Origin of the sequence: Mesorhizobium sp. M0217 (genome assembly GCF_040321955.1) — a bacterium.
GTDB lineage: Bacteria > Pseudomonadota > Alphaproteobacteria > Rhizobiales > Rhizobiaceae > Mesorhizobium.
In genome coordinates this window covers 102,701-128,728 of sequence record NZ_JAMYSN010000011.1, presented here as the reverse complement: position 1 = coordinate 128,728, position 26,028 = coordinate 102,701, and the positions used below count along the sequence as shown (strand labels likewise).

Sequence of the window (26,028 nt, the reverse complement as noted above, 5' to 3'; positions counted from 1 at the left end):
CCTCCGAAGCTTCAGCGTAGAGGCTGCCGCTAGGCAACAAGGCCTTGCCTTATTTGGTTAACCTCTTCGATCGGGACTGGATGCCCGGTGAGGAAGCCCTGCATCAAATTTACCCCCAGGCGCTGCAGCAATATGTACTGCTCCTCCGTTTCGACGCCCTCGGCGAGCACGACATGGCCGAGATTGCGAAGCAGCCCGACCATGTCCCGCAACAGGCTCAAGCCACGAGACGTCTGGCAATCGTGGAGGAAGCTGCGATCAATCTTGACCACGTCGAATTTGAAGCGGCGGAGCCATGTCAAGCCGGCAAATCCCGTTCCGAAGTCGTCCAGCCAGATCTGAACGCCGAGTTTTCGCAACCGCTCCACGTTTCTTACCGCTTGCGCCTCCAGAAAGATGTCACTGCCTTCGGTGATTTCGATGGCCAGTTTCTGGGGCGCAAGGCCGTGCCTGCCAAGAATCTCGGTGATCCGGAGTGAAAAGTTAGGAGCCTTGAGCTGAAGAACGGAGACGTTCACCGTCACGACCGAGCCCAATCCGTATTCCGCCATGTCACCGCAGGCTCGATCGATCAGCCACGTACCCAGTTCCACGATCGCTCCGGTCTGCTCGGCAACGGGTATGAATACGGACGGACTGATCATGGTGCCGTCGAAGTCGCATACCCGCATCAGACTCTCGTGGCCCAGCACGCGTCCCGACGCCAGCTCGCGAATTGGCTGGTAGGCGACAGAAACGAGCTGGTTGGAAACTGCCACCTTCAGCAGTTCTGAAAGATTTTCGCCGGAGCGATCCTGGCTGGTGGCATGCGGGTCGTAAATCGTGAACGTAGCCCGACCGGCAAACTTGGACGCGTAGAGCGCGCGGTCAGCTTCCTGCAGCAGGATTCTAAGCTCTATGCTCTGATCGGCGCGCGTCAACGACGCCCCGGCACTGATCGTTACGATGTTGAGCTTGTCGCCCCGATCAGGGTGGTAGATATCCAAATCCTCTACAGCGCGACAGAATTTCTTCGTTATCTCATGAAGGTGAGCCCGCCCGGTGACCTTGCAGAGAATGACGAATTCTTCTCCGCCATAGCGGGCCGCGATGGCGTTGTTGGCAGCCGCCATCTCGGAGAGGACATGGGCGAGTTTGATCAGGCAATCGTCGCCGGCCTGATGACCAAGTCCGTCATTGAACCTTTTGAAGTAGTCGACGTCGATCAGAATGAGCCCTATCTCGTCGTCGTCCGCGGCCCAGTCTTCGCGCAGCTCCGAGAATTCTCGAATGATCGCCCTGCGGTTCTTCATTCCCGTGAGCGGATCGGTGTCGGCGATTTCGGTTAGCTTTTGCCCCTTCTTGATAGCAGCCTGCTCCTGGAATTGTGCCCGAAGCGCGTGCAGGAAGGTCTGGTAACGCTCCAGGCTCAGCCGCCACGAAAGATAAAGCGACAAGACGAGGCAGTTCACGAAATAGGCCGACAACACGACCCGACCGGCGATGTCGGCCTGAAGGGAGAACATCGCGGCGTACACAAAGCTTGCGGCGACCGTCGCGGAGGCAAGGGCTGAAAGCCAAAAACGGAAGTTGAAGAACAGATTCGCACCCAGGATGAACACGGTGCCAAAAACCATGAAATGGGAGAGGGCATCCTGATGCTCTGTTCCAACAGCGGAGACGAGCCACCCAAGGGCACCGGAGACAATCGCCAGCGCTGCTACAAGGTGCAAGGTGGCAAGGCCAAAGCCCCGTCGGGCGACAAATTCGACAAGCGCCAGGGAAGTGATCCCTAGCGTAACGCGCGTCAAAACAAGCCGGCCGGCGACATCCGGAAAGAGAAACCAATCGAAAAGGCCATAGGCCACATAGCTGAATACAGCAGCCGCAATACCCCATCGCACAAGGCTGCGATTCTCATCGGCATCCTTCTGCAGGAACAGTGTCAGGAGTTCCGGATCGGCGGAATGCCACCGCGGACGTCCAATCGCTGCCGCCACCTTCTGGGCAACGTCCTCGCTCAGTTGCATCGCAACGCTCCTCCGCGATCTGCAGTAGCGAATGCAACAGCCGACGTCGCCTGCGGTTGGGGAATGAAGACGTCCCTGTCCGCAAGAAAAGTCAGATGTCGCTAACCGAGGGTAAACGGGCGGTTCGGATTTAGCCAGTTTGCAGGATTGATGGCCGTTCCGTTGATTAAAATTTTACTAAAATTTTATTAAAATTGTTAGCGTTGGTTAGCGGCGCACCTATGCTGCTGGCCGGGGACCGGGGCGGTAAACCGGAGAGTAAACGGCATGCCTATCAAGCCAAAACTGCAGCTCGACCAATACAGCCTGGTCACCACCAGGCTGATGACGAAACATGTTGCGACCTCCGAAGAGGCGGCTGACTCCGACGAGTTGAGGGACAGCACGGCCCAGCTCGCCCTGATACTGGACCTTGCTCATCAAGCCTTTGCGCGAAACAAACCGGCCGCCCCCGTCGTCCATCGTTTGGCGGGGCGACTCCACAAGCTCCGCCGGCAGGTTGCTCCCGCGGTCTGGCAGAAACTCGTTCCTTTGGCTCAGCAGCATCGGGTCGCGGAATATTTGCTCCAGGACCCGTTCACGCGGTGGTCGGTCGAAAAACCGCGCGGGTATTCAGGCGATGCAGGCCTGCTGGATATTTACTACAAGCATCCGATCGCCGACGAGATCGTGGCCTCGTCGACCTTACTTGGTCGGCAAATTTATGCGTACACCAGTGAAGCTGCCAGTTCGGTGGCGGGGCGCGAGCGGCGGGATATTCTGGCCAGGACCGTGGACGAGACGGCCAGCAGTGTGGAAAAGGCTGAGGTGCTGGCGATTGCCTGCGGCCACCTCAGGGAAGCCGAACGCTCCGATGCGTTGGCCAGGCATAAACTGCAACGTTGGATCGGCCTGGATCAGGACCCCGTCAGCGTAGCCACGGTGAACCACGACTTTGCCGGCACGGCAGTCGAGGCAGTCCAGGGTTCCGTACGCGGCATCCTGCGCCGCGCCTACGCCCTTGGCACATTCGATCTCGTCTACGCATCGGGGCTTTACGATTACCTGCCGCGTGCCATCGGCATCCGCCTGCTTCAAAGAGCCATGGAACTCGTCAAGCCCGGTGGCGAATTCCTGTTTGCCAATTTCAGCGACGAGATAACGACGGATGGTTACATGGAGACTTTCATGGATTGGCCGCTCATCCTACGTTCGGCCGACGATATGTGGGACATCATCAATGCCGCCCTCGGCGGGAGTCCTTTCGACGCGAAAGTCTACTATGGCTCGAACCGGAATATCGTTTACGGCAAGGTGAGGAAGGGCGATCTCTAACTAGGCGCGGGAATCGCGCGCGCATCCCCGTAGCAAGGTAGGTCTGCCATGACGAGGCCATGTCTTCGCTGGCTTTCCGGCCACGGGCGAGCAGCTCGTTCGGGCTGCGGTCGGCCTCTACGCCGTGTTCGTTCTGCTGCCGCCATACAGATGTGGCGGCGGTCCAGCAGCACGACGGTGCTGCCCGCTCGGCAGGGCTGCGTCTGGCCGTGCTGCTGGCACTGCCGCTGATCGCCAGGCTGTCGGTCGATGCAATGCAACGCGACTGGCCGGGCTGATCAGGCCTCGAAATAGCGGGCACGATCGAGATCGGCGATGAGCCCTGGCCCGGTCGGCTTCCATCCCAGCGCAGTGCGGGTCTGCTCACTTGACGCCGACAAGTCCCTGCCGATGAAATGCCCGAGAAAGCCGAAATGCGCAGCCGCGTCCTCAGTGCTCATGGAAACGACCGGCAGGCCAAGCCGGTGGCCGATGGTCTCGGCAATCTCCCTGATCGGTACGCCCTGCTCGCCAACCGCGTGATAGCTGGTCCCACCTGACCCCTTCTCCAACGCCAGCCTGTACAGCGTGGCGGCGTCGAACCGGTGCACCGCAGCCCAGCGATTCATCCCGTCGCCGACATAGGCCGAGACGCCCTTTTCACGCGCAATGGCAATCAGCATCGGCACGAAACCGTGATCGCCCTCGCCATGGACGGTCGGCGCCAGCCGCACCGTCGATGCGCGCACCCCGCGCGCTGCGAGCGCCACGGCCGTTGCTTCCGAAGCGCGCGGCATGGAGACCGATGGAGGCGCAGGTTTGTCGTCTTCGGTTGCCGGCCTTCCCTGAGCAAAACCGGCGAGTCCGGAGGTGACAAGCAGCGGCCGCTCGGAACCCTCGAGCGCCGCGCCGAGCGTTTCGATGGCGCGCTGGTCAACTGCGCAACTGGCGGCGAATCTCGAAAAGTCGTGGTTGAAGGCCGTGTGGATGACGCCATCCGATTGGGCAGCGCCGCTGCGCAGGCTCTCGAAATCCTCGATATCGCCGCGATGCGCCTCGGCGCCCGCGGCCACGATCGACTCCGCACCTGCTTCCGACCGCGCGAGGCCAAGCACCTGATGGCCCGCCCCGAGCAATTCCCGCACAACAGCCGAACCGACAAAACCGGTAGCCCCGGTAACGAACACACGCATGATCATTTCTCCTTGGTTTTCGGCGAAGGCCGTACAGGCAGCCCGTTGCCGAAGGAGATAGAAGGTTGCGATCATACGATCTATACTGTAAAATCCGAGATATCTTCGCAATCGTCCGAGAACGCTCATGGATCCGCTGTCAGACGTGCTGTCGCTACTGAAGCCGCGCAATTACCTGTCGGCTGGGCTGGAAACCGGTGGCCACTGGGCGATCCAGTTCCCTGACCAGCAGGCCGCCATCAAATGCGGCGCCGTGGTGTCCGGCCGATGCTGGCTGTCGGTCGAGGGCGTCCCTGACGCGGTGCGGCTGGACGTGGGCGACTGCTTCCTGTTGCCGCGCGGCCGGCCTTTCCGCCTTGCCAGCGATCTCGGCCTGCCGACGGTCGATGCGCGAACGATCTTTTCACCGGCGCGGACCGGCGGCATCACCGTCCATAATGGCGGCGGCGATTTCCTCCTGGTCAGCAGTCGCTTCACGCTGTCCGGCGACCATGCCGGCATCCTCTTGCGGATGCTGCCGCCCATCGTCCACATCCGCGGCGAGAGCGACCATTCGGCGCTTCGCTGGCCGGTGGAGCGGATGATGCAGGAATTGCGCCAGCGGCGTCCCGGCGGCTTTCTCATCGTCGAGCACCTCGCCCACATGATCCTGATCGAGGCCTTGCGCCTGCATATGACCGCGCAAGGCAATGTCGGCTGGCTGTTCGCACTTACCGACAGGCAGATCGGCGCGGCGATCGGCGCCATGCACGAGGACCCGGCGCATGGCTGGACATTGCAGCAACTGGCGGAGCGCGCGGGCATGTCGCGATCGACTTTTGCGCTCAGATTCAAGCAGACGGTCGGGGCCTCACCCCTGGATTATCTGACGCGCTGGCGCATGATGCTGGCCGGCGACAGGCTGATGCATTCCGGCGATCCGGTTTCCGTCATCGCGCTGGCGCTCGGCTACGAATCCGAAAGCGCCTTCAGCACGGCATTCAAGCGCGTCATGGGCTGTTCGCCGCGGCAGTACAGCCGCCGGGAGCCGGACCTGACTGCGCAGGCCGAACGCGAAGCCGCCTGAGGCGGCGATCCGATCGCCTTGATCACCTTGCCCTTAAAGGCTGAAGCGCGAACGAAACTCGGTGAACGACATCGCCAGATGGTTCTCGTCCACATGGCCGGTGATTCCGTCCACACTGCGCGAGTCGAGTTGTAGCGGGCGAGCCAGAGCGGACAATTGCCGAAGCCGCTCGGATTTCCCAGCGCGCTTCGACCGCTGCGGCCCTTCTGCTCAGATCGATCCCTTGCTTGCTCCATGGCATGCGCTTGACAATCGACTGATTCGCAACCCTTCGGGAGTATAAGTATTTCTGTTAACTTAGGGATAATCGGCAGCAGGAACTAGATTTCAGACGCTCAATTGGCACGAGCAAAATCGCGTTTTTCATGCTTTCAGAATGACTTGCTCGCGTGCTGGCGGTTAACCGGCACCAACTTCTCCGATTTCCTTGCCTCTACGGCTGGGTAGCGCAATAGGGTTAATTGCGCGATTGCTAATATGCCTATATCTTAGGCGGCGCGGGGGGCCTCATATCTTCCCGCAGTGGCCGGTGCGGTGAAGCCCCACAAGCATGCCCAACCTGCACCGGCCATTCCCTATGGCTGGGTATGGTGTTCCCGCTCGGCAATCTTTTCCAAGAGCTTCCGTGAAGCCTCTAGGACGCGTCGCGTTTCGGCGATGGTCGATTGCAGGGAGTCCAGTTGGCTCTCCGCTCGGAGTTGGCTACGGCGGGCGCTTTCAATGAACTGGTGGTCAGGTTCCCACCGGTCTTTCATCGGGCTTAGCCTCTCTACAGACGAACGAACTTGTCGAGAAGCAGGCGTATCCGCTGGCCCTCAGCATAGGACAGCGCAAACGGTTCAATCACGAATGATCGGGTAATTTCCTGGTCTTCCTTGGCCACAGGAACGGACCATTCGCCGCCGGCTTCGACCACTTCCACGCAAGGCAATGCTTTGCGGATTGGACCCACGTTTCCACCACAGCCTCTATACGAAAAGCAATGGTAACCTCGAGTTTTATACTCCCGTCGAAAGCGGGTTTTCAACAACAAAGATGGTCTGAATCATACCATTCGGGTCAGGGATAGCGGCTGCCGACGTAGCGTCTCCAAGGCCGAGAAAACCGCCATCCGCGCGCAACAGCGGGTTTCCATAGTCACGGCTACATCCGAAGAATCGACCGCATAGATTCAGGAATGTGTGTTGTCGTCACGGTTCCATACAATTTGGAAGGCCATTCCCCTACGGCAGGGTAGCGCCAAAATGAAAGGATAAGCGGGCGGGCAAGTTGAAGGCGTACTGATGCCGGATCGGGCTTTGGTCCAGCAAAACCCCTTTCAGCCTGGCGTCTCGGAAAGGTGCGCGGCAATGGCGCTGACAAAAATCGCGCCGAACTCCTTGAGCTTGGCCGCACCTACGCCGTTGACCCCGGCAAAATCGTCGAGGTCTTGCGGACGACGCTCGGCCATGTCGATCAGTGTACGATCCGAAAACACCACATAGGCCGGCACCTGGCGTTCCTTGGCCAGCCGCAGCCGCACCGTCTTGAGCGTCGCGAGCAGCGACGCATCGACATTTTCGCTCTGAGGGCTCTGCCCGGCACGAGCCGCGCGGCGCGCGGCGCGCGTGCGCATCTCGACCCGATACTGGAACGGCACCTCGCCCCGGCCGAGTGCGTGGCCCTTGTCCGCGATGGCCAACCCGCCATGGCCGGCCGGGTCCGGCATCAGGAAACCGTTCGCGACCAGCTGGCGAATCATAGATTGCCAAAAATCCTTCTTGTGCGCGGCGCCATTGCCGAAGGCTGCCAGCCTGTGATGCCCCCTTGCCGCGATCTTTTCAGTCTCGTGGCCGATCAGGATGTCGATGACATGGCCGGCGCCGAAGCGCTCGCCGCTCTGCGCCACCGCCGCCAGGATGAGGCGCGCCTCGGCGGTGCCGTCGGCGCGCGGCGCCTGTTCCAGGCAATTGTCGCAATTGCCGCAAGGGACCGCCTCTTCACCGAAATAACCGAGCAGCACCTGGCGGCGGCACTCGGCCGTCTCGCAATAGCCGATCAGCGTATCGAGCCGGCCATGCGAGCGGCGCTTGTGTTCGACAGCGGCGTCCTCGTCGTCGATGAACATGCGGCGCATGCGGATGTCGCCAAGGCCGTAAAGCATATGCGCCTCCGCCGCCCGGCCGTCGCGACCGGCGCGGCCGATTTCCTGGTAATAGGCTTCGAGGCTGCCCGGCAGGTCGGTGTGGAAGACATAGGCGACATCAGGCTTGTCGATCCCCATGCCGAAGGCGATGGTCGCCACCATGACGACGCCCGACAGGGTCATGAAGGCGTTCTGGTTGGCATCACGCGCCTCCTTGCTCATCCCGGCGTGATAGGCGAGCGCGGTCACGCCGTTCTTTTCGAGGAATGCCGCCATCTCTTCGGTCTTCTTGCGCGACAGGCAGTAGACGATGCCGCTGCGCCCCTGATGGCGCTCGATGAAGTTGAGCAACTGCCGCTTGCTGTCCTGCTTGGGCTCGATGGCAAGCTTGATGTTGGGCCGGTCGAAGCCAAGCACCTGCGTTTCGACACGCCCGCCAAACAGCCGTCTCTCGATGTCTGCCCGCGTCGTCTCGTCCGCCGTCGCCGTCACCGCAATGATCGGTACGTCGGGAAAGATGCCACGCAGCTGCGACAGGTCTTCATATTCGCGCCGGAACGCCGGCCCCCACTGCGAAATGCAATGTGCCTCGTCGATGGCGATCAGGCTGACATCGAGCCTGGCAAGCGCATCCAGCATCCGCTCGGTCATCAGCCGTTCCGGCGCGAGGTAGAGCAGCCGCGTCTGGCCCGACGCGACGCGGCGCCATGCCGCGACATTGGCATCACGGTCGATCGAGGAATTGATCGTATCGGCGGCGACGCCGGCGAGGCGCAGTGCCGCGACCTGATCCTGCATCAGCGCCACTAGCGGCGAAACGACAATGGTCAGCCCACCCTTGACCAGCGCCGGAACCTGGTAGCACAGCGATTTGCCGGCACCCGTTGGCATGACGGCCAGCACATGGCGGCCGCCAAGCAGCGCCTCCATCACCGCGGCCTGTCCGGGACGGAAATCGTCGAAGCCGAACACGTCCTTGAGGACGCGCCGTTTGGGATCGTGCGTCGGCACGCTTGTCGTCGATATCTGCATCACTGATGTTTTTGCGATCGGCCGCCCGAAGCAGCGGCGTGGACAGAACGATTAGCGCAGCCCCTGCGTGACCACAACAAGCAGCAGCAACACCCCACCGGCGATCGACCTGATTGGCATCGTTAAACCTATCTTCACCATGTTGCGGCACCGTCCAACCCTGCGGCGATGTTTCGAGTACCGCTGCGCCACGAGCGCACAGGCAACAGCCCGCGCCTCCCCAGGAGGCGCGGGTTTCCTGTTTCTGGAATTGCCGAAAAAGGTTCAGGCCAGGAAATCGGCGCGGTGCGGGGTAAAGCTGTCGACCAGGCGCCCGGCCTCCAGCGCCTTGACGCCGTGCACCAGATTGGACGGCACGATGAAGCTGCCGCCGGTCTCGATGGTCGCGGTGCGGCCGTCGATGGTCACCTCGAAGCGACCTTCGGCGACATAGCTGGCCTGGACATGCGGGTGCGAATGCAGTGCGCCGACGCCGCCCTTGTCGAAGCCGAACTCGACCATCATCAGCTCATCGGTGGAGACGAGAACGCGGCGTCTGTTGCCGTCCGGCGTCGGCGTCCAGGCGCTCTCGCCGGGCTGTGCGAAAATCTTGGCTTCAATCATGACCATCTCCTCATCGCGCCAGCCAGCCGCCGTCCACGGGAACCACCGCGCCATGCATATAGTCGGACGCTGGCGCCAGCAGGAACACGGCGGCATCGCCTATGTCTTCCGGCCCGCCCCAACGTCCCGCCGGGATGCGCGCCAGGATGGCAGCACTGCGGTCGGGATCGGCGCGCAACCCCTCGGTGTTGTTGGTTTCGATATAGCCGGGCGCAATGGCGTTGACGTTGATGCCTTTTGCCGCCCATTCGCAGGCCAGCAGCCGGGTTATGCCGAGCGCGCCATGTTTCGACGCGGTATAGGACGCGACGCGGATGCCGCCCTGGAAACTCAGCACCGAGGCGATGTTGACGATCTTGCCGCGCCGCCTCGGGTCGGTCAGCACGCGCCTGGCAAAACCCTGGCTGAGAAAGAACAGCGTCTTCAGATTGACGTCGACGACGTCGTCCCAGTCGGTTTCCGAGAAATCGACCGCATCGGCGCGGCGGATGATGCCGGCATTGTTGACCAGCCCGTCGATCGGGCCGGTCTTCTCCCACACCTGGTCGAGCATGGCCTTGGCGGCAACATGATCGGCGAGATCGCACCGCACAGTCTCGAACTGGCCGCCGGCTTCCGCGACTTGTCTTTCCGTGTCGTCCATCGCCGAGCGGCCGACACCGATGACGGTGCCGCCGGCGCGCGCGATCGAGACCGCGATGCCCTGGCCGATGCCGGTGTTTGCGCCGGTGACCAGGACGCGCTTGCCGGCCAGGCTGAAGGAGGAAGGGCCGCTCAACGCAGTTCGCCCAGCGGCACCGGGTCGACATCGGTGTAGTCGACATTGTCGCCGGCCATCGCCCAGATGAAGGAATAATTCGAGGTGCCTGCCCCTGAATGGATCGACCAGCCGGGCGACAGCACTGCCTCCTCATTGGCCATGACGATGTGGCGGGTTTCGTCCGGCTCGCCCATGAAATGGAAGACGCGCGCCGTCTCCGGCAGGTCGAAATAGAGATAGGCCTCCATGCGCCGGTCATGCACATGGCAAGGCATGGTGTTCCACACCGAGCCCGGCGCCAGCTGCGTCATGCCGACGACCAGCTGGCAGGTCTTGACGCCATCGGCATGGATGAACTGGAAGATCGAGCGCTCATTGCAGGTTTCCTTGCTGCCGAGGTCGAGCCGCTTGGCGTCGCCGATGCGGATCAGCCGGTTCGGATAGGCGTGATGCGCCGGGGCGCTGAGCAGATAGAATTTGGCCGGCGCTGCCTTGTCGGCCGACGCGAACGCCACGTCGGTGCTGCCCATGCCTAGATAGAGCATGTCGCGCGCCTGCAACTGGTGGGTGTCGCCATCTGCCGTCACCGAGCCGGCGCCGCCGATGTTGACGATGATCAGCTCGCGGCGGTCGAGAAAATTCCTGGTCCCCGTTGGCTTGATCGCTTCCAGCGGCAGCGCTGTCCCTTCCGGCACGGCGCCGCCGACGATCATGCGGTCATAATGGGCATAGGTCAGGCTGACGCGTCCCGGCTGGAACAGGTCGTCAATATGGAAGTTGTGCCGCAGTTCGTCGGTGCCCATAGAAGCCGCGGCAACCGGGTCGATGGCGAAACGCGAGGTGAAATCGGTATGCGGGTGACTTTGAGACATTACTGCTCCGGCTGAAATGGTTATTCGGATGCCGTCGCCCTGACCGAGTCGGCATAAAAGACCTGGCGGGCGTGCAGGCGCTCGCGGTAGCGCTGCTGGCTGGCGGTGAGATGGGTGCGCATCGCCTCGCGCGCGGCTTCGGCGTCGCCTGACGTGATCGCATTCAGGATCACCAGATGCTCGCGCTGCAGCCCGCGCTGATAGCTGTCGGATTGCACAAGTTCCGTCGACCAGGGCGAGGTCACGTCGCAGGGAATGGCGCGGCGTCCGAGCACATCGAGCATCTCGACATAGAACGGGTTGTTGGTGGCGCTGGCGATTGCCCGGTGGAAGGCGAGATCGGCCGGACCGGTCGGCTCGCTGTTGAGAAGCAGCCGTTCGAATTCGAAGAACGCTTCCTGGATCGCTGCTTCCTGCGCGGCGTTGCGGCGAATGGCGGCGAGCCCCGCCGATTCGATTTCGACGGCCAGGCGCACTTCGAGCACATTGAGCGCGATGGAATCCTTGCTGCCCATGTCGGCGGCGAGCGCGCCGAACATCGTTGAGATGTGCTCGGTGACGAACACGCCTGCGCCCTGGCGCGCCTCGACCAGCCCGTCGGCGGCGAGCTTGGCCAGCGCTTCGCGGATGACGGTGCGGCTGACGCCGAAGGTCTCGGTCAGCTGGCCCTCGGTCGGCAATTTGTGGCCGGGCAGGATCTCGCCCGCCTGCAACTGCTTGCGGATCGCCGCAACGACGGTCTCCGACAGTTTGGGTTTTCTCTCGACCCTGAGATCAACAGCGCTATCCGATGCCATATCGCACCCCTGTTTGAAGACGCCTATTTGAACACGCTCGGCAACCAGAGCGAAATCGCCGGAATATAGGTCACCAGCCCCAGAACCACGATGCCCGCGCCATAGAACGGCCAGATCGAGCGCATCGCTTCCCAGACCGTAATCTTGCCGACGGCACAGGCGACGAACTGCACCGTGCCGACCGGTGGCGTGTTGAGGCCAATGCCGAGATTGAGGATGGTGATGACGCCGAAATGCACGGGGTCGACGCCGTAATGGGTGACCAGCGGCAGGAAGATCGGCGTGCAGATGATGATCATCGGCCCCATGTCCATGAAGGTGCCGAGCAGCAGCATCAAGACGTTGAGCAGAAGCAGCACCACCAGCGGATCGGTGGAGATGGCGTTCATGCCTGCGATCAGCAACACCGGCACTTTGAGATAGGCCATCAGCCAGCTGAACGAGGCCGCCGTGCCGATGATCAGCAGCACCATTGAGGTCGTGCGCACCGCGCCCTTTGTGGCATGGACGAAATCGCCCCAGGCCATCGACCGGTAGACGAAGACGGTGACCAGCAAGGCGTAGATGATGGCGATGCAGGAGCTTTCCGTCGCCGTGAAAATGCCCGAGCGAACGCCGCCGAAGATGATCCCGATGAGCAGAAGTCCGGGGATGGCGATGACCGCCAGCTGGCCGACACGCGAGAAGCCGGGAAAAGCCTCGACCGGGTAGCCGCGGCTGCGGGCGACGAAATAGGCGGTGACCATCAGCGAAGCGGCGAACAGCAGACCAGGCAGGATACCGGCGGTGAACAGGTCGGCGATCGAAATCTTGCCGCCGCCGGCGATCGAATAGATGATCATGTTCTGCGACGGCGGCAGAAGCAGCGCGATCAGCGCCGCCATCGAGGTGACGTTGACGGCATAGTCGGCTCCGTAGCCGCGCGCTTTCATCTGCGGGATCATCAGCCCGCCGACGGCAGCGGCTTCCGCCACAGCCGAGCCGGAAATGCCGCCGAACAACGTCGCGGCGATGATGTTGACCTGACCGAGCCCACCGCGGACATGACCGACCAGCGAGCCGGCAAAGGAAACGATGCGCTGCGCGATGCCGCCGCGCACCATCAGGTCGCCGGCAAAGATGAAGAACGGGATCGCCATCAGCGAGAACGCCGACATGCCCGACTTCAATTGCTGGAACACCACCAGGGGCGGCAGGCCGAGATAAAGCACGGTGGCGAAGGACGCCGCACCCAGGCAAAAGGCGATCGGCGTGCCGGCAAACATCAAAAGCGTGAAGACGCCAAACAGGATCCAGAGTTCCATCTAGGCCTCCTGCACGGCCGGCATTTCCGGCACTTCTTCGAGATTGATATCCTTGTCGATGTCGGCGCCGGACCAGCGCAGCGCGATGCGTTCGGCCGAGAACAGGCAGATCAGAAAGCCGCCGGCAACCAGCGGCAGATAGTCGAAACCGCCGGGAAGTTCGAGCGCCGGGATGACAGTGTGCCAGGTCAGCCCGACCAGCTTGCAGCCGTACCAGACCATGCCGAAGCCGAAGCCGAACGCGATCAGGTCGGACAGGGTGCGCAGCGCCCATTTGCTGCCCTTGGGCAGGATATAGAGCAGCACGTCGAAGCCCATATGGTAATTCTCGCGCACGCCGACGGCAGCGCCCAGGAAGATGAACCAGTTCATCAGCATGATGGCGGTGACTTCGGTCCAGCTCGGTGACGCGTTGAGCACGAAGCGGGAAAACACCTGGTAGGCAACAAGCGCGGTCATGGCGACCATCCCGATGCCCGCGAGATAGAGCGCACCGTCGCAAATCTTCGAAAGCACCGCGCTGAAGCGCGGTGGCGCTCCGCTCCTGGCCGTTCCCGCAGTCATCCGATCCTCCCGGTCTTTCCGTCCCCTAAAAGCGATTGGCGGGGCGGCGCCATGCCGCCCCGCCAGAAAATCACTTGGTCGCCTGGATGCGCGTCGCGAGGTCCTTGAGCTCCGGCGTCTTCAGATACTTGTCGTAGACCGGCTTCATCGCATCGATCAGCGGCTGCTTGTCGATCTCGCTGACCTTGACGCCGGCCTTCTCGACGATCTCTCGCGACTTCTTCTCCTGCGCGTCCCACAATTCGCGCATCTTGACGACGCTATCCTTGGCCGCCTGCTTGACGATCGCCTGGTCTTCCGGCGTCAGTCTGTCCCAGCTCGATTTCGACATCACCAGCACTTCCGGCACGATCTGGTGCTGGTCGACGGTATAGTGCTTGGCGACTTCGTAGTGCTTGGCGGATTCGAAGCTGGGCCAGTTGTTCTCGGCGCCGTCGATGACGCCGGTTTCGAGCGCCGAATAGACCTCGCCATAGGCCATCGGCGTGGCGTTTGCGCCAAGCGCGTTGACCATGTCGACGAACACGTCGGACTGGATGACGCGGAACTTCATGCCTTTCAGATCGGCGATCGAGGTGATGTCCTTCTTGGTGTTGTAGAAGGAACGGGCGCCGGAATCGTAGAAGGCAAGGCCGACCAGATCATGCGTCTCGAAGGCCTTGAGGATCTCGTCGCCGATCGGCCCGTCCATGACATGGCGCATGTGCTCGACCGAACGGAACATGTAGGGCAGCGACGGCACCGCGGTTTCCGGCACGATGCCGTTGAACGGACCCATCGAGACGCGGTTCAGATCGATGACACCGGTCTGCGTCTGCTCGATCGTGTCCTTTTCCTCGCCGAGCTGCGCCGAATGATAGACCTCGACCGAATAGCGGCCGGCGGTGCGCTCCTTGATGAGCTCGCCGAGATATTTGACCGCCTCGACAGTCGGATACCCGTCCGGATGGGTGTCGGCCGAGCGCAGTACGGTCTGGGCGCCGGCAACGCCGATCATCAGCGAGCCGAAGGCGAATGTGGCTGCCACCAGTTTTGAAAAATGCAACATGACTGTCTTCCTCCCTTTTAAAATTCCACGCGCCCGGCTCACAGCCGGTACGCCTTCTTGGCAAGCGTGTAGGCAAGCTCCCGCGCCAGCTCATGCGCCTCGTCCTCACGCAGCCGGTGCTCGGCGACGAGACGGGCGAGAAAGGCGCAGTCAACCCGGCGCGCCACATCGTGACGGGCGGGAATCGACGGAAAGGCACGGGTGTCATCGTTGAAGCCGACGGTGTTGTAGAAGCCGGCGGTCTCGGTGGTCATCTCGCGGAACCGGCGCATGCCTTCCGGACTGTCGTGGAACCACCAGGCCGGCCCGAGCTTCAACGCCGGATAGACGCCGGCCAGCGGCGCCAGTTCGCGCGCGTAGCTGGTCTCGTCGAGCGTGAACAGGATGATGGAGAGGTCGCGCTCCAGCCCGACGCAGTCGAGCAAGGGTTTGAGCGCCGCGGCATAGTCGGTGCGGGTCGGAATATCGAAGCCTTTGTCGCGGCCGAATTTTTGGAAAACACCAGGCGAGTGGTTGCGCCATGAGCCGGGATGGATCTGCATGACCAGCCCGTCGTCGCGGCTCATCTTGGCCATTTCGGTCAGCATCTGGGCGCGAAACAGTTTGCGCTCGCGCTCGTCGTCCGAGCCGCGGCGGATGCGGTTGAACAGCTCTTCCGCCGCCGCATCGGAAAGATTGGCGGTCTCGGCCGTCGGATGGCCGTGATCCGACGAGGTTGCGCCGAAACTTTTGAAGAAGGCGCGGCGCTGGCGATGCGCGTCGAGATAGCCGGCCCATGTGCCGGTGTCGCAGCCGGCGATCTCGCCCAGGCGATCGAGATTGGCAGAAAATCCTTCGAAGTCGGGATCGACGACGGCATCCGGCCTGTAGGCAGTGACGACGCGGCCCTGCCAGCCGCTGTCGCGGATCGTCTTGTGCCATTGGAGATCGTCGAGTGCGCCCTCGGTCGTCGCGATGACCTCGATGTTGAAGCGCTCGAACAGCGCGCGTGGGCGATAATCGTCGCGCTGCAAAAGCGCCGCGATGGTGTCGTAATGGCGGCTAGCGGTGCTGGCGTTGAGCGGCTCTTCGATGCCGAACAGATGCTCGAGCACATGGTCGAGCCACAACCGCGTCGGCGTGCCGCGGAAGAGGTAATAGTGCTCGGCGAAGCGCCGCCAGATCGCCCTGGGATCGGTCTCGACCGGCGAGCCGTCGAGGGTCGGGACGCCGAGATCTTCCAGCCGCACGCCCTGGCTGAACAGCATACGGAAAATGTAGTGGTCGGGCACCACCAGCAATTGCGCGGGATCGGGGAATGGCTCGTTGAGCGCATACCAACGCGGATCGGTGTGGCCGTGCGGACTGATGATCGGCAGGTCCTTGATGCCGGCATGGAGATCGCGCGCGATCGACAGCGCGCGCCCTTCGGCGGCAAAAAGCAGATCCGGATCGGTCATTCCCGCCACGTCGTTCCTCCCAGGGGCGATATCGGTAGGATTGGAAAGAAATAATGTCAACATACAAAAACTGGATTGTTGTATGATGACTTTTAACCGGCGTCAGGTCATTGTGCGGCGGAAGAGCGGATGTTACGCCGCTAGCAGATCCCGCCCCGCACACCATCCAGCGACAAGCCGCGCCATGACCAGCAGACGCCTTTCCAACGCAACAGTGCAATCCTTGCCGGCCTCGGTCGCGGTCCCCCCCTATGATCGCGCCAGTGTCGCCCCAGGCATCGTCCATCTCGGCGTTGGAGCCTTCCACCGTGCCCATCAGGCCGCCTATGTCGATGACTGCCTAGCGGCCGGCGAGACCGGCTGGGGCATTGTCGGCGTCTCGCTGCGCAGCCCCGACACGCGCGATGCGCTGACGCCACAGGACGGGCTCTACACGCTGGCGGTGCGCGGCAGCGATGGCGAAGCGCTGCACATTATCGGCTCGATCCAGTCGATGCTGGTCGCGCCGGAAGACCCCGGCGCGGTGCTGGCCGCGCTGACCGACCCGCGCACCCGCATCGTCACCCTGACCATCACCGAAAAGGCCTATCTCAGGGCCGCCGACGGCAGCCTCGACGAAAACCATCCCGATATCGTCCACGATCTGGGCAATCCCGGATCTCCCAGGACAGCGCATGGATTCCTGGCGGAAGCGCTGGTGCGACGCCGGGCCGCCGGCACGCCGCCCTTCACCGTGCTTTGCTGCGACAACCTGCCGGCCAATGGCGCCACGCTGCACCGGCTGCTGGTCGGGTTTGCAAAACTGCGCGATGCCGGCGCTGCTGCTTCAGGCGACGCTGCCCTCGCCGGTCATATAGCCGATGACGTTGCATTCCCATCGAGCATGGTCGACCGCATCGTGCCGGCAACCACCGATGCCGACCGGGCGCGCATCGCGGTCGAACTCGGCCTCGAGGACGCCTGGCCGGTGATGACCGAACCGTTCCGGCAATGGGTGATCGAAAACAGGTTTCCAGCCGGCCGCCCGGCCTGGGAGAAATTCGGCGTCACCATGGTCGAGGATGTCCGGCCGTTCGAGGACATGAAGCTTCGGCTGCTCAACGGCGCCCATTCGGGCATCGCCTATATCGGCCTGCTCAGCGGCCACGTCACCGTCGACCGCGCCTTCGCGGATCCCGCGATCCGCGCGTTCGTCGACCGGCTCTGGGCCGAGGCCATCCCGACATTGCCTGGGGATGCCGGGCTCGACACGTCAGCCTATACGGCCGAACTTGCCGAACGTTTCTCCAACACCGCGCTGGCCCACCGCACCGCGCAGATCGCCAATGACGGCAGCCAGAAATTGCCGCAGCGCATTGTCGCTACCGCCATCGAGTGCATCCAGGCCGGCCTGGTCCCGGAGCATCTGACGCTGGTGATCGCCGCCTGGATCGCCGCCTGCGAGGCGCGCGGCAAGGACCTGCCGGAAGCCCACTTTACCGATCCGCTCGACGCGGCGCTGGCGGCGCTCGACGAACGACGGATGCTGGAACGAGTAGCGGCGGTGTTCGACTGGGCCGGCTTCGCCAGCGGCAAGCCCGAGCGGCAGACGCTGATCGAACTGGTCGCCGCTCATCGCGAGCATATCCTGCAAGGCGGGATCGTGCTTGCGCTCTCAGCGCTCGGCATACCGGAGCCGACAAACGTAGGCTGAAGCTGGTCCGGAACCGCCCATTTCAAGCCTATTGTCCCGCCGGAGCGTCCAGCCTCTGCCGCGACGAATACTCCGTGCCTTGCGAATTCCAGAACAGTCGCACTGCCTTGCCGACCAGGTTTTCGGCAGGAACGAAGCCGACACTGAGCCGGCTATCGGAGGAATTATCCCTGTTGTCGCCAAGCACGAAATAGTGGCCTTCGGGCACGTCGAACACCCGCGTGTTGTCGGTTATTGAATTGTCCGTAAGACTGATGACGGAATAGGAAACGCCGTTGGGGAGGGTTTCACGTTGCAGTCTGGCGCTTTGGGGAGAGTCCTCGGAGCTGTACGGACCAACATCCTCGAGTTTGACCGCCACACCATTGATGCGAAGGATTCCGTCGACCATCTGGATTTTGTCGCCCGGCAGTCCAACGACCCGCTTGACGTAGTCGATGCTCGGATCCGCTGGAAATTTGAACACCACAATATCTCCGCGCTTCGGCTCGGCGGCAAAGATCCGGCCTTCGAAGGGCAGCAGCCCAAGAGGAACACTGTAGCGGCTGTAACCATAGGCAAACTTCGAGACGAAGAAATAGTCGCCGAGTTCCAGCGTTGGTGTCATGCTGCCTGCCGGGGTCGAAAACGGCTGGAAGAGGAATGTGCGGATCGCTAACGCGGCTCCGTAGGAGGTCAGCACGGCCAACAGCAGCACCGAAAGGCCGTGTGAATACCACCGGTTCGGTCTGTATCGTGACGCGAAAGGCACGACGAGCGCTACCCACAGGACCATGAGACCTAAACTGGAGAGATCCACCAGCCAGGCGAGATCGACCCCCGGCAGAACCGGGAATCCCACATATGTCAGCGCAATGCTTATGGCGCTGATCACCACCAGGCTGGCAACCGCCGGCCGGCCGGCGCCGATCCAAAGGAACCCGCCGAACGGACCGCCAAAGGCCGCGATCAGCGCCGTCGTCCACCGGGATCGCGAGGCCGCTTCCGGTTGCGTTGTCTGTTCCGTCATCGGCCACCCCAAATCGATAGACAGCCGGACTGTCGAACAACCAGAAAGCAGGGGCAAGCCCCGATCCGACTGTACCGCCGCAGCCAAATCGCGGTTCCGCCGGCGCCATCGCCTAATACAAGCTCATCTCGCCCTGACTGGCAGCCGGCATGCCGCCACCCGATCTGATCATGCTGGCTGCCCGCCCTGAAATCCCGCCAAGGCCCTGCGCCTATGCGAGACGATCCAGGATGGCGGCCGCAACAAAAAAGCCGGGCTGAGCCCGGCCTTTTCTTCAAGTCATTCTGCGGCTTACGCCGGCAGCAGCGCGCCTTCGAGCGTGGTAAGCTGGCTAAGGAACTGCTCCGCCTTGCTGCGGCTCTGGTCGTCCTTGGCGTCGGCGGCGTCTTCCTTGGCTTCCTGGATGCGGCGGGCGAGATCGGCGCGGTCGATATCGCCGACGGCGACCGCCGATTCGGCGAGCAGCGTGCAGCCGGCAGGGACGATGTCGGCAAAGCCGCCGAACACCACATAGCGCTCTTCCTTGCCGCCGGCGGTCTTCAGCGTGACGACGCCCGGCTTGATCGTGGTCATGACTGGCGCATGGTGCGCCATGACTGTCATTTCACCTTCGGCGCCTGGAATGACGACGGACTCGACCTGCTCGGAAACCAGGAGGCGCTCCGGCGAGACCAGTTCGAACTTGAAAGCTTCAGCCATGTCAATTTAGTGAGTAGGGAATAGTGAGTAGGGAGTAGGGAGAGGACAGCTGTCCTGATCACCCGGCCGCTATTCACTACTGACTACTGACTACTCCCTATTGCCTTGATTACGCTGCTTCAGCCGCCAGGCGCTGAGCCTTCTCGACCGCTTCGTCGATGCCGCCGACCATGTAGAAGGCGGCTTCCGGCAGGTGATCGTAGTCGCCGTTGCAGAGGCCCTTGAAGCCCTTGATTGTGTCGGCGAGGTCGACCAGCTTGCCCGGCGCACCCGTAAACACTTCGGCGACGAAGAACGGCTGCGACAGGAAGCGCTCGATCTTGCGGGCGCGGGCCACCGTCTGCTTGTCCTCTTCCGACAGCTCATCCATGCCAAGGATGGCGATAATGTCCTGCAGCGACTTGTAGCGCTGGAGGATCGACTGCACCTGGCGGGCGACGGCATAGTGCTCCTCGCCGACGACCAGCGGATCGAGCATGCGCGAGGTCGAGTCGAGCGGATCGACGGCGGGGTAGATGCCCTTTTCCGAGATCGCGCGGTTGAGCACGGTCGTCGCGTCCAGGTGGGCGAACGAGGTCGCAGGCGCCGGGTCGGTCAAATCGTCGGCCGGCACGTAGATCGCCTGCACCGAAGTGATCGAACCCTTGGTCGTTGTGGTGATGCGTTCCTGCAGCGCACCCATGTCGGTGGCCAGCGTTGGCTGGTAACCCACGGCCGAAGGAATACGGCCGAGCAGCGCCGACACTTCAGAACCGGCCTGCGTGAAGCGGAAGATGTTGTCGACGAAGAACAGCACGTCCTGGCCCTGGTCGCGGAAATATTCGGCGACCGTCAGGCCGGTCAGGCCGACGCGGGCACGCGCGCCCGGCGGCTCGTTCATCTGGCCATAGACCAGTGCCGCCTTGGAGCCTTCGCCGCCGCCCTTCTTGTTGACGCCGGACTCGATGAACTCGTGATAAAGATCGTTGCCCTCGCGGGTGCGCTCGCCGACGCCGGCGAAGACCGAGAAGCCGCCATGCGCCTTGGCGACGTTGTTGATCAGCTCCTGGATCAGAACCGTCTTGCCGACGCCGGCGCCGCCGAACAGGCCGATCTTGCCTCCGCGGGCGTAGGGCGCCAGAAGGTCGAGCACCTTGATGCCGGTGATCAGGATCTGCGCTTCCGTCGACTGTTCGACATAGGTAGGCGCCGGCTGGTGGATGGCGCGCATCTCGATGCCGTCGACCGGGCCTTCTTCGTCGACCGGCTCGCCGATGACGTTGATGATGCGGCCGAGCATGCCCGGGCCGACCGGAACGGTGATCGGCGCGCCGGTGTCATAGACGTCCTGGCCGCGAACCAGGCCTTCGGTGGAATCCATGGCGATGCAGCGCACGGTGTTTTCGCCCAGATGCTGGGCAACTTCGAGCACCAGGCGGTTGCCGACATTGGAGGTTTCGATGGCGTTCAAAATGGCCGGCAGATGATCGCCGAACTGCACGTCGACGACGGCGCCGATGACCTGGCGAACCTTGCCGATGGCGCCGGTCTTCTTGACGGCAACGCTCGTCGTCTTCGCTGCCGGGGCCGCGGCCTTGGCGGGCGCGGCCGCCTTCTTGGCCGGAGCGGCCTTCGCCGCTGCTGCCGGAGCCTTTGCGGCCGCTTTGGGGGCCGTCTTCGCGGGGGTCGCTGCTTTCGCCATCGTCTTTACCCTTCTCGTCCTTTGTTTCTCACGCTCCATCAGAAGGTCGATGACCTCCTGGCGGTCGCGCCTAGAGCGCTTCGGCGCCCGAAATGATTTCGATCAGTTCCTTGGTGATCTGCGCCTGCCGCTGGCGGTTATAGGTGATCGACAGTTTGTTGATCATGTCGCCGGCATTGCGCGTTGCATTGTCCATGGCGCTCATTTTGGCGCCCATCTCGCCGGCTGCGTTTTCGAGCAGCGCGCGGAAGACCTGGACCGAGATGTTGCGCGGAATGAGGTCGGTGAGGATCTCGCCCGGCTCCGGCTCGTATTCGTAGACGGCATTGCCACCCGCGGTCGCTTCGGCGGGAGCGGAGGCCACGCCGGCAGGAATGATCTGCTGCGCGGTCGGAATCTGGCTGATCACCGACTTGAACTGCGAATAAAACAGCGTGCAGATATCGAAGCCGCCTTCGCCGAACAGATGGATGATCTTACGGGCGATGGCATCGGCATTGACGAAGCCGAGCTTCTTGACATCGCGCAGGTCGACGCGGTCGATAATGAGCGAGGCATAGTCTCGGCGCAGAATGTCGAAACCCTTCTTGCCGACGCAGATGATCTTGACCTGCTTGCCGTCGGCCAGCAGCCGGCGGATATGGTCGCGGGCCAGACGTGCAATCTGCGAGTTGAAGCCGCCGCAAAGGCCGCGCTCGGCGGTGCAGACGACGAGCAGATGCACATCGTCCTTGCCGGTGCCGGTCATCAGTGCCGGGGCATCGCCGCCGCCGCCGATCGCCTGCGTGATATTGGCCAGCACCGCACCCATCCGCTCGGAATAGGGACGCGCCGCTTCCGCCGCTTCCTGCGCGCGGCGCAGCTTCGCCGCGGCGACCATCTGCATCGCCTTGGTGATCTTCTGCGTCGCCTTGACCGAGGCGATACGGTTACGAAGGTCTTTTAATGAAGGCATGCTTCAAACCTGATCCCGAGCGTCCGGCTTCTTCTCAAGCGAAGGTCTTGGCGAAGGCGTCGATCTCGGCCTTCAGCTTGGCGCGCAGATCGTCCGACAGCGCCTTTTCCTTGCGGATGCCGTCCAGCACGTCCTTGCCGGCCGAGCGCATATGGCTGAGCAGACCATGCTCGAACTTGCCGACCTGGTTCAGCGCCAGCTTGTCGAGATAGCCGTTGACGCCGGCGAAGATCACCGTGACCTGCTCCTCGACCTTGAGCGGCGAGAACTGCGGCTGCTTCAACAGTTCGGTCAGGCGCGAGCCGCGGTTGAGCAGGCGCTGCGTGGCGGCGTCGAGATCGGAGCCGAACTGCGCGAACGCAGCCATTTCGCGGTACTGCGCCAGCTCTCCCTTGATCGAGCCGGCGACCTGCTTCATCGCCTTGATCTGCGCCGACGAACCGACGCGCGACACCGACAGGCCGACGTTGACCGCCGGACGGATGCCTTGGAAGAACAGGTTGGTTTCGAGGAAGATCTGGCCGTCGGTGATCGAGATCACGTTGGTCGGGATGTAGGCCGACACGTCGTTGGCCTGCGTCTCGATGATCGGCAGCGCGGTCAGCGAACCGCCACCCAGATCGTCGTTGAGCTTGGCGGCGCGCTCGAGCAGGCGCGAATGCAGGTAGAACACGTCGCCCGGATAGGCTTCGCGACCCGGCGGGCGGCGCAGCAAGAGCGACATCTGGCGATAGGCGACGGCCTGCTTCGACAGATCGTCATAGCTGATCAGCGCATGCATGCCGTTGTCGCGGAAATATTCGCCCATGGTGGCGCCGGTGAACGGCGCCAGGAACTGCATCGGCGCCGGATCGGAAGCTGTGGCGGCGACGATGATCGAATATTCAAGGGCGCCGCGCTCTTCGAGAACCTTCACGAACTGCGCGACCGTCGAGCGCTTCTGCCCGATGGCGACGTAGACGCAGTAGAGCTTTTCCTTTTCCGGCCCGTTGTCGTGCACGGCCTTCTGGTTGAGCATCGTGTCGAGGATGATCGCGGTCTTGCCGGTCTGGCGATCGCCGATGACCAGCTCGCGCTGGCCGCGGCCAACGGGGATCAGCGCATCGATGGCCTTGAGGCCGGTCGACATCGGCTCGTTGACCGACTTGCGCGGGATGATGCCTGGCGCCTTGACGTCGACGCGCTTGCGTTCGGTCGCCTTGATCGGGCCCTTGCCGTCGATCGGATTGCCGAGCGCGTCGACGACGCGGCCGAGCAGGCCCATGCCGACAGGCGTATCGACGATGGCGCCGGTGCGCTTGACGATGTCGCCTTCCTTGATGTCGCGGTCGGCGCCGAAGATGACGACGCCGACATTGTCGGCTTCGAGGTTGAGCGCCATGCCGCGGATGCCGCCGGGGAACTCGACCATTTCGCCGGCCTGGACATTGTCGAGGCCGTAGACGCGAGCGATACCGTCACCGACGGACAGCACCTGGCCGACTTCGGAGACCTCGGCCTCCTTGCCGAAATTCTTGATCTGGTCTTTGAGAATTGCGGAAATTTCCGCGGCGCGGATGTCCATCAGCCGACCTCTTTCAGTGCAAGCTTGAGCGAATTGAGTTTGGTTTTGAGCGACGTATCGATCAGGCGCGAGCCCATCTTGACCACCAGCCCGCCGAGCAGCGACGGATCGACGGTAACAGTGATGGCCACGTCCTTGCCGGCGACGCCTTTCAGCGCGGCCTTGAGTTCGGTCTGCTGGGCAGCCGTCAGTTCATGCGCCGAAGTGACCTCGGCTGATGTCTCACCGCGCTGTTCGGCGGCGATCTTGCGAAAAGCCTTGACCATGCCGGGCACCGCGAAGAGCCGGCGGTTGCGGGCGACGACGCGCAGGAAATTGCCGGTCAGGCCGGTGATGCCGGCCTTGTCGGCGATCGACGCGATTGCCTTGGCCTGGTCCTCGCTGGAGAACACCGGGCTGTTGATGAGGCGCGTCAGGTCGGCGCTGTCATCCAGCATCTTGGCGAAACTGTTGAGGTCGGCCTCGACCTTGGCCACCGAATTCGACTGCAGCGCAAGTTCGAACAGCGAACCCGCGTAGCGTTCTGCGACACCTGAGATTGGCGATGACGATTGAGCCACGGACCGTCTTTTCTCTTGTCTGAGGGGCCGCAGATTGTTGGCGCGAGCAAAAACTCTGGCTAAATCTTTGACCTTACTAAGTTTTTCCAAGCACGGAGGCGCGGCTTCCGCTATCCCCGGCCGAAAGTCGATTGCCGTCTAGCACAGGCATTTTAAGACCGCAATGCGTCGTTCCGCATGCTTTTCGGGCACTATTGTCGCATCCGGCCGCAGAGTTCAACCGAAGCCTTTGGATTGGCTGCCGATTCAGGGCAGAAAGCCGAAGACGAAGGCAAGCGGCAACGCGGCCAGGACGAGTTCGACGACGATCGACGCCCAGTTGAAAGGCGTGTTGGCGCCGTCCGACATCATCGACAGCAAACGGCCAAAAGCGGTGAACAGCCAGGAAAAGCCGAGTGCCATATAGAGCCACGGCTGCGCCAACAGAATGCAGCACAGGCTGACGCCGAGATAGAAGCCCGACATGCGGCCGCGCCCTTCCGCGATTGCCGCTGCCCTTTCGGGCCGGACCTGCAGCCGCAGAATCCGAAATGCCAGCCCTGGCGCGAGGAAAAACAGCAGACCGAGCGCCAAGGTGACGACGGCGCTGGACCAAGCCAACCATTCGCCCTGGCTGGTCGGCCAAGGAAACGCAAAATCCATCTTGCTTTCATCCCTCACAGCAATGCCGGATGCATTGAATGTCGCTGCAAAAAGAAGTCAAGCGCGCGGCAGTTTTGGCACGCAATTCGTGAAGGAGCGGAAGGCTGTTTAGGCCGCGCGCGAGTCCGGCCAGCATCGTGGCCAACCTGTATTGTCAGGCGACGCCTCCCTCCTATCTGCAGGACCGGTTTTGCACAGCCAAAGGCCCCGACACCGATCGCCTTTATTTCCTGACCGGGCACCTCAATCTGGCCGGCACGGAAGCAGATCGATGGAAGCTGAAAGTTGTCGGCAGCGGCAATGTCGCCGTGGCCGCCCAGCCCTGATCTCTGTTTTGGCCCTTCAGGGCAGCATGAATGCGACCGCCGCCTCGGCATGGATGCGCGTGGTGTCGAACACCGGAATGTCGAAATCGCGCTGGCCAATCAACATGGTGATCTCGGTGCAGCCCATGATGACGCCATCGATCTTCTCATCGCGCCGCAGACGGGCGACCTCGTCGATATAGGCCGCCTTCGATGCCGCGCTGACGATGCCCCGGCAGAGCTCGTCGTAGATTACCTGGTGCACCATGTCGCGCCCGGCCTGGTCCGGCACCACGGGCTGCAGCCCGTATTTCTCCGTCAGCCGGCCTTTGTAGAAATCCTGCTCCATGGTGAAGCGGGTCGCCAGCAGCGCCGGCCGCTTGACGCCGGCGCCCTTGACCGCGACGGCCGTGGCGTCGGCAATGTGGATAAGCGGGATCGACACCGCCGCCTGCACCCGGTCGGCGAGCTTGTGCATGGTGTTGGTGCAGATCAGCAGACCCTCTGCGCCGCCCGCCTCCAGCTTGCGCGCCGCATCCGCCAGCAGCACGCCCGCACTGTCCCAGTCGCCATGATGCTGCCGCTCGGCGATCTCGGCGAAATCGAAGGAATGGAGTAGCAGCTTTGCCGAATGCAGCCCGCCCAGCCGCTCGCGCACGATCTCGTTGAGCAGGCGATAATAGATTGCGGTCGATTCCCAGCTCATGCCGCCGATAAGGCCAAGGGTTTTCATGCGCTGAGCCTCCAGCAGGACCGAACGATCTCTCTCACAGAAAAGCTTTACGGGTCGATGTCAATCTTAACGCGCGCCGTAC

25 protein-coding genes are annotated in these 26,028 nt (G+C 62.6%); 5 read left to right on the top strand and 20 right to left on the bottom strand.

Going from position 1 to position 26,028, the window contains the following annotated elements; all coding sequences use genetic code 11:
• Positions 1–29 precede the first annotated feature (29 nt).
• Positions 30–2,009: a putative bifunctional diguanylate cyclase/phosphodiesterase gene (locus tag NKJ18_RS18825; protein ID WP_352759190.1), complete on the bottom strand. Its 1,980-nt coding sequence runs from the start codon at positions 2,007–2,009 to the stop codon at positions 30–32.
• A gap of 267 nt (positions 2,010–2,276) precedes the next feature.
• Here NKJ18_RS18825 and NKJ18_RS18820 point away from each other — a divergent pair, with 267 nt between their 5' ends.
• Together NKJ18_RS18820 and NKJ18_RS18815 are read left to right on the top strand one after the other, a co-directional pair.
• A complete protein-coding gene (locus NKJ18_RS18820) occupies positions 2,277–3,323 on the top strand; it encodes a class I SAM-dependent methyltransferase (RefSeq protein WP_023693167.1) in 1,047 nt (348 codons plus the stop codon).
• Between the two features lie 59 nt (positions 3,324–3,382).
• Positions 3,383–3,601 (top strand): hypothetical protein, encoded by a 219-nt coding sequence (locus NKJ18_RS18815; protein ID WP_352759188.1) that lies wholly within the window; start codon positions 3,383–3,385, stop codon positions 3,599–3,601.
• Here NKJ18_RS18815 and NKJ18_RS18810 read toward each other — a convergent pair whose 3' ends face one another.
• On the bottom strand, positions 3,602–4,495 hold the full coding sequence (locus tag NKJ18_RS18810; protein ID WP_352759187.1) for an SDR family oxidoreductase: 894 nt from the start codon (positions 4,493–4,495) through the stop codon (positions 3,602–3,604).
• Between the two features lie 127 nt (positions 4,496–4,622).
• Between NKJ18_RS18810 and NKJ18_RS18805 the strand changes: the two genes are divergently transcribed.
• The gene (locus NKJ18_RS18805; RefSeq protein WP_352759184.1) at positions 4,623–5,561 is read left to right on the top strand and encodes an AraC family transcriptional regulator; all 939 of its coding nucleotides are present in this window, start codon (positions 4,623–4,625) and stop codon (positions 5,559–5,561) included.
• A gap of 769 nt (positions 5,562–6,330) precedes the next feature.
• Here the strand turns inward: NKJ18_RS18805 and NKJ18_RS18800 are convergent.
• From NKJ18_RS18800 to uxaC, 10 genes are all read right to left on the bottom strand, one after another.
• The gene (locus NKJ18_RS18800; RefSeq protein WP_023684112.1) at positions 6,331–6,483 is read right to left on the bottom strand and encodes a hypothetical protein; all 153 of its coding nucleotides are present in this window, start codon (positions 6,481–6,483) and stop codon (positions 6,331–6,333) included.
• 396 nt (positions 6,484–6,879) lie between these two features.
• Positions 6,880–8,718 (bottom strand): DNA helicase RecQ, encoded by a 1,839-nt coding sequence (gene recQ, locus NKJ18_RS18795; RefSeq protein WP_352759240.1) that lies wholly within the window; start codon positions 8,716–8,718, stop codon positions 6,880–6,882.
• 264 nt (positions 8,719–8,982) lie between these two features.
• On the bottom strand, positions 8,983–9,321 hold the full coding sequence (locus NKJ18_RS18790; RefSeq protein WP_023684110.1) for a cupin domain-containing protein: 339 nt from the start codon (positions 9,319–9,321) through the stop codon (positions 8,983–8,985).
• Between the two features lie 10 nt (positions 9,322–9,331).
• Entirely contained in the window at positions 9,332–10,099 is a 768-nt protein-coding gene (gene kduD / locus NKJ18_RS18785; RefSeq protein ID WP_352666449.1) for a 2-dehydro-3-deoxy-D-gluconate 5-dehydrogenase KduD, read from the bottom strand.
• The gene (gene kduI / locus NKJ18_RS18780; RefSeq protein WP_023704937.1) at positions 10,096–10,953 is read right to left on the bottom strand and encodes a 5-dehydro-4-deoxy-D-glucuronate isomerase; all 858 of its coding nucleotides are present in this window, start codon (positions 10,951–10,953) and stop codon (positions 10,096–10,098) included. Before kduI ends, kduD begins: the two co-directional genes overlap by 4 nt.
• A gap of 20 nt (positions 10,954–10,973) precedes the next feature.
• Entirely contained in the window at positions 10,974–11,750 is a 777-nt protein-coding gene (locus tag NKJ18_RS18775) for a FadR/GntR family transcriptional regulator (RefSeq protein ID WP_023684107.1), read from the bottom strand.
• Positions 11,751–11,773: 23 nt separating this feature from the next.
• Positions 11,774–13,054: a TRAP transporter large permease gene (locus tag NKJ18_RS18770; protein WP_023684106.1), complete on the bottom strand. Its 1,281-nt coding sequence runs from the start codon at positions 13,052–13,054 to the stop codon at positions 11,774–11,776.
• A complete protein-coding gene (locus tag NKJ18_RS18765; RefSeq protein WP_023668678.1) occupies positions 13,055–13,618 on the bottom strand; it encodes a TRAP transporter small permease in 564 nt (187 codons plus the stop codon). It lies immediately after the preceding gene.
• A 70-nt stretch (positions 13,619–13,688) separates the two neighbouring features.
• Positions 13,689–14,666: a TRAP transporter substrate-binding protein gene (locus tag NKJ18_RS18760; RefSeq protein ID WP_023668677.1), complete on the bottom strand. Its 978-nt coding sequence runs from the start codon at positions 14,664–14,666 to the stop codon at positions 13,689–13,691.
• Between the two features lie 38 nt (positions 14,667–14,704).
• Positions 14,705–16,114 carry a glucuronate isomerase gene (gene uxaC / locus NKJ18_RS18755; protein WP_031205309.1) on the bottom strand — a complete coding sequence of 470 codons (1,410 nt, stop codon included), beginning with the start codon at positions 16,112–16,114 and terminating at the stop codon, positions 14,705–14,707.
• A 175-nt stretch (positions 16,115–16,289) separates the two neighbouring features.
• Here uxaC and NKJ18_RS18750 point away from each other — a divergent pair, with 175 nt between their 5' ends.
• Positions 16,290–17,798, top strand: a complete 1,509-nt coding sequence (locus tag NKJ18_RS18750) for a mannitol dehydrogenase family protein (protein WP_023688888.1) — start codon at positions 16,290–16,292, stop codon at positions 17,796–17,798.
• A 28-nt stretch (positions 17,799–17,826) separates the two neighbouring features.
• Here the strand turns inward: NKJ18_RS18750 and lepB are convergent, their stop codons facing one another.
• From lepB to NKJ18_RS18715, 7 genes are all read right to left on the bottom strand, one after another.
• Complete coding sequence (gene lepB, locus NKJ18_RS18745; protein ID WP_032892998.1) at positions 17,827–18,573, bottom strand: signal peptidase I; 747 nt, start codon at positions 18,571–18,573, stop codon at positions 17,827–17,829.
• Positions 18,574–19,098: 525 nt separating this feature from the next.
• Positions 19,099–19,506: a F0F1 ATP synthase subunit epsilon gene (locus tag NKJ18_RS18740; RefSeq protein WP_023668674.1), complete on the bottom strand. Its 408-nt coding sequence runs from the start codon at positions 19,504–19,506 to the stop codon at positions 19,099–19,101.
• A 109-nt stretch (positions 19,507–19,615) separates the two neighbouring features.
• Positions 19,616–21,187 carry a F0F1 ATP synthase subunit beta gene (gene atpD, locus NKJ18_RS18735; protein ID WP_023668673.1) on the bottom strand — a complete coding sequence of 524 codons (1,572 nt, stop codon included), beginning with the start codon at positions 21,185–21,187 and terminating at the stop codon, positions 19,616–19,618.
• 70 nt (positions 21,188–21,257) lie between these two features.
• Positions 21,258–22,142: a F0F1 ATP synthase subunit gamma gene (locus NKJ18_RS18730; protein ID WP_023668672.1), complete on the bottom strand. Its 885-nt coding sequence runs from the start codon at positions 22,140–22,142 to the stop codon at positions 21,258–21,260.
• Between the two features lie 34 nt (positions 22,143–22,176).
• Positions 22,177–23,706, bottom strand: a complete 1,530-nt coding sequence (gene atpA, locus NKJ18_RS18725; protein WP_023684101.1) for a F0F1 ATP synthase subunit alpha — start codon at positions 23,704–23,706, stop codon at positions 22,177–22,179.
• On the bottom strand, positions 23,706–24,266 hold the full coding sequence (locus NKJ18_RS18720) for a F0F1 ATP synthase subunit delta (RefSeq protein WP_023668670.1): 561 nt from the start codon (positions 24,264–24,266) through the stop codon (positions 23,706–23,708). Before NKJ18_RS18720 ends, atpA begins: the two co-directional genes overlap by 1 nt.
• Positions 24,267–24,512: 246 nt before the next feature.
• Entirely contained in the window at positions 24,513–24,908 is a 396-nt protein-coding gene (locus tag NKJ18_RS18715; protein WP_023668669.1) for an AGROH133_08824 family phage infection protein, read from the bottom strand.
• 137 nt (positions 24,909–25,045) lie between these two features.
• Here NKJ18_RS18715 and NKJ18_RS18710 point away from each other — a divergent pair, with 137 nt between their 5' ends.
• Positions 25,046–25,234: a hypothetical protein gene (locus NKJ18_RS18710; protein ID WP_023728687.1), complete on the top strand. Its 189-nt coding sequence runs from the start codon at positions 25,046–25,048 to the stop codon at positions 25,232–25,234.
• A gap of 16 nt (positions 25,235–25,250) precedes the next feature.
• Here the strand turns inward: NKJ18_RS18710 and NKJ18_RS18705 are convergent, their stop codons facing one another.
• Positions 25,251–25,946: an aspartate/glutamate racemase family protein gene (locus tag NKJ18_RS18705; RefSeq protein WP_352759181.1), complete on the bottom strand. Its 696-nt coding sequence runs from the start codon at positions 25,944–25,946 to the stop codon at positions 25,251–25,253.
• Between the last annotated feature and the right edge of the window lie 82 nt (positions 25,947–26,028).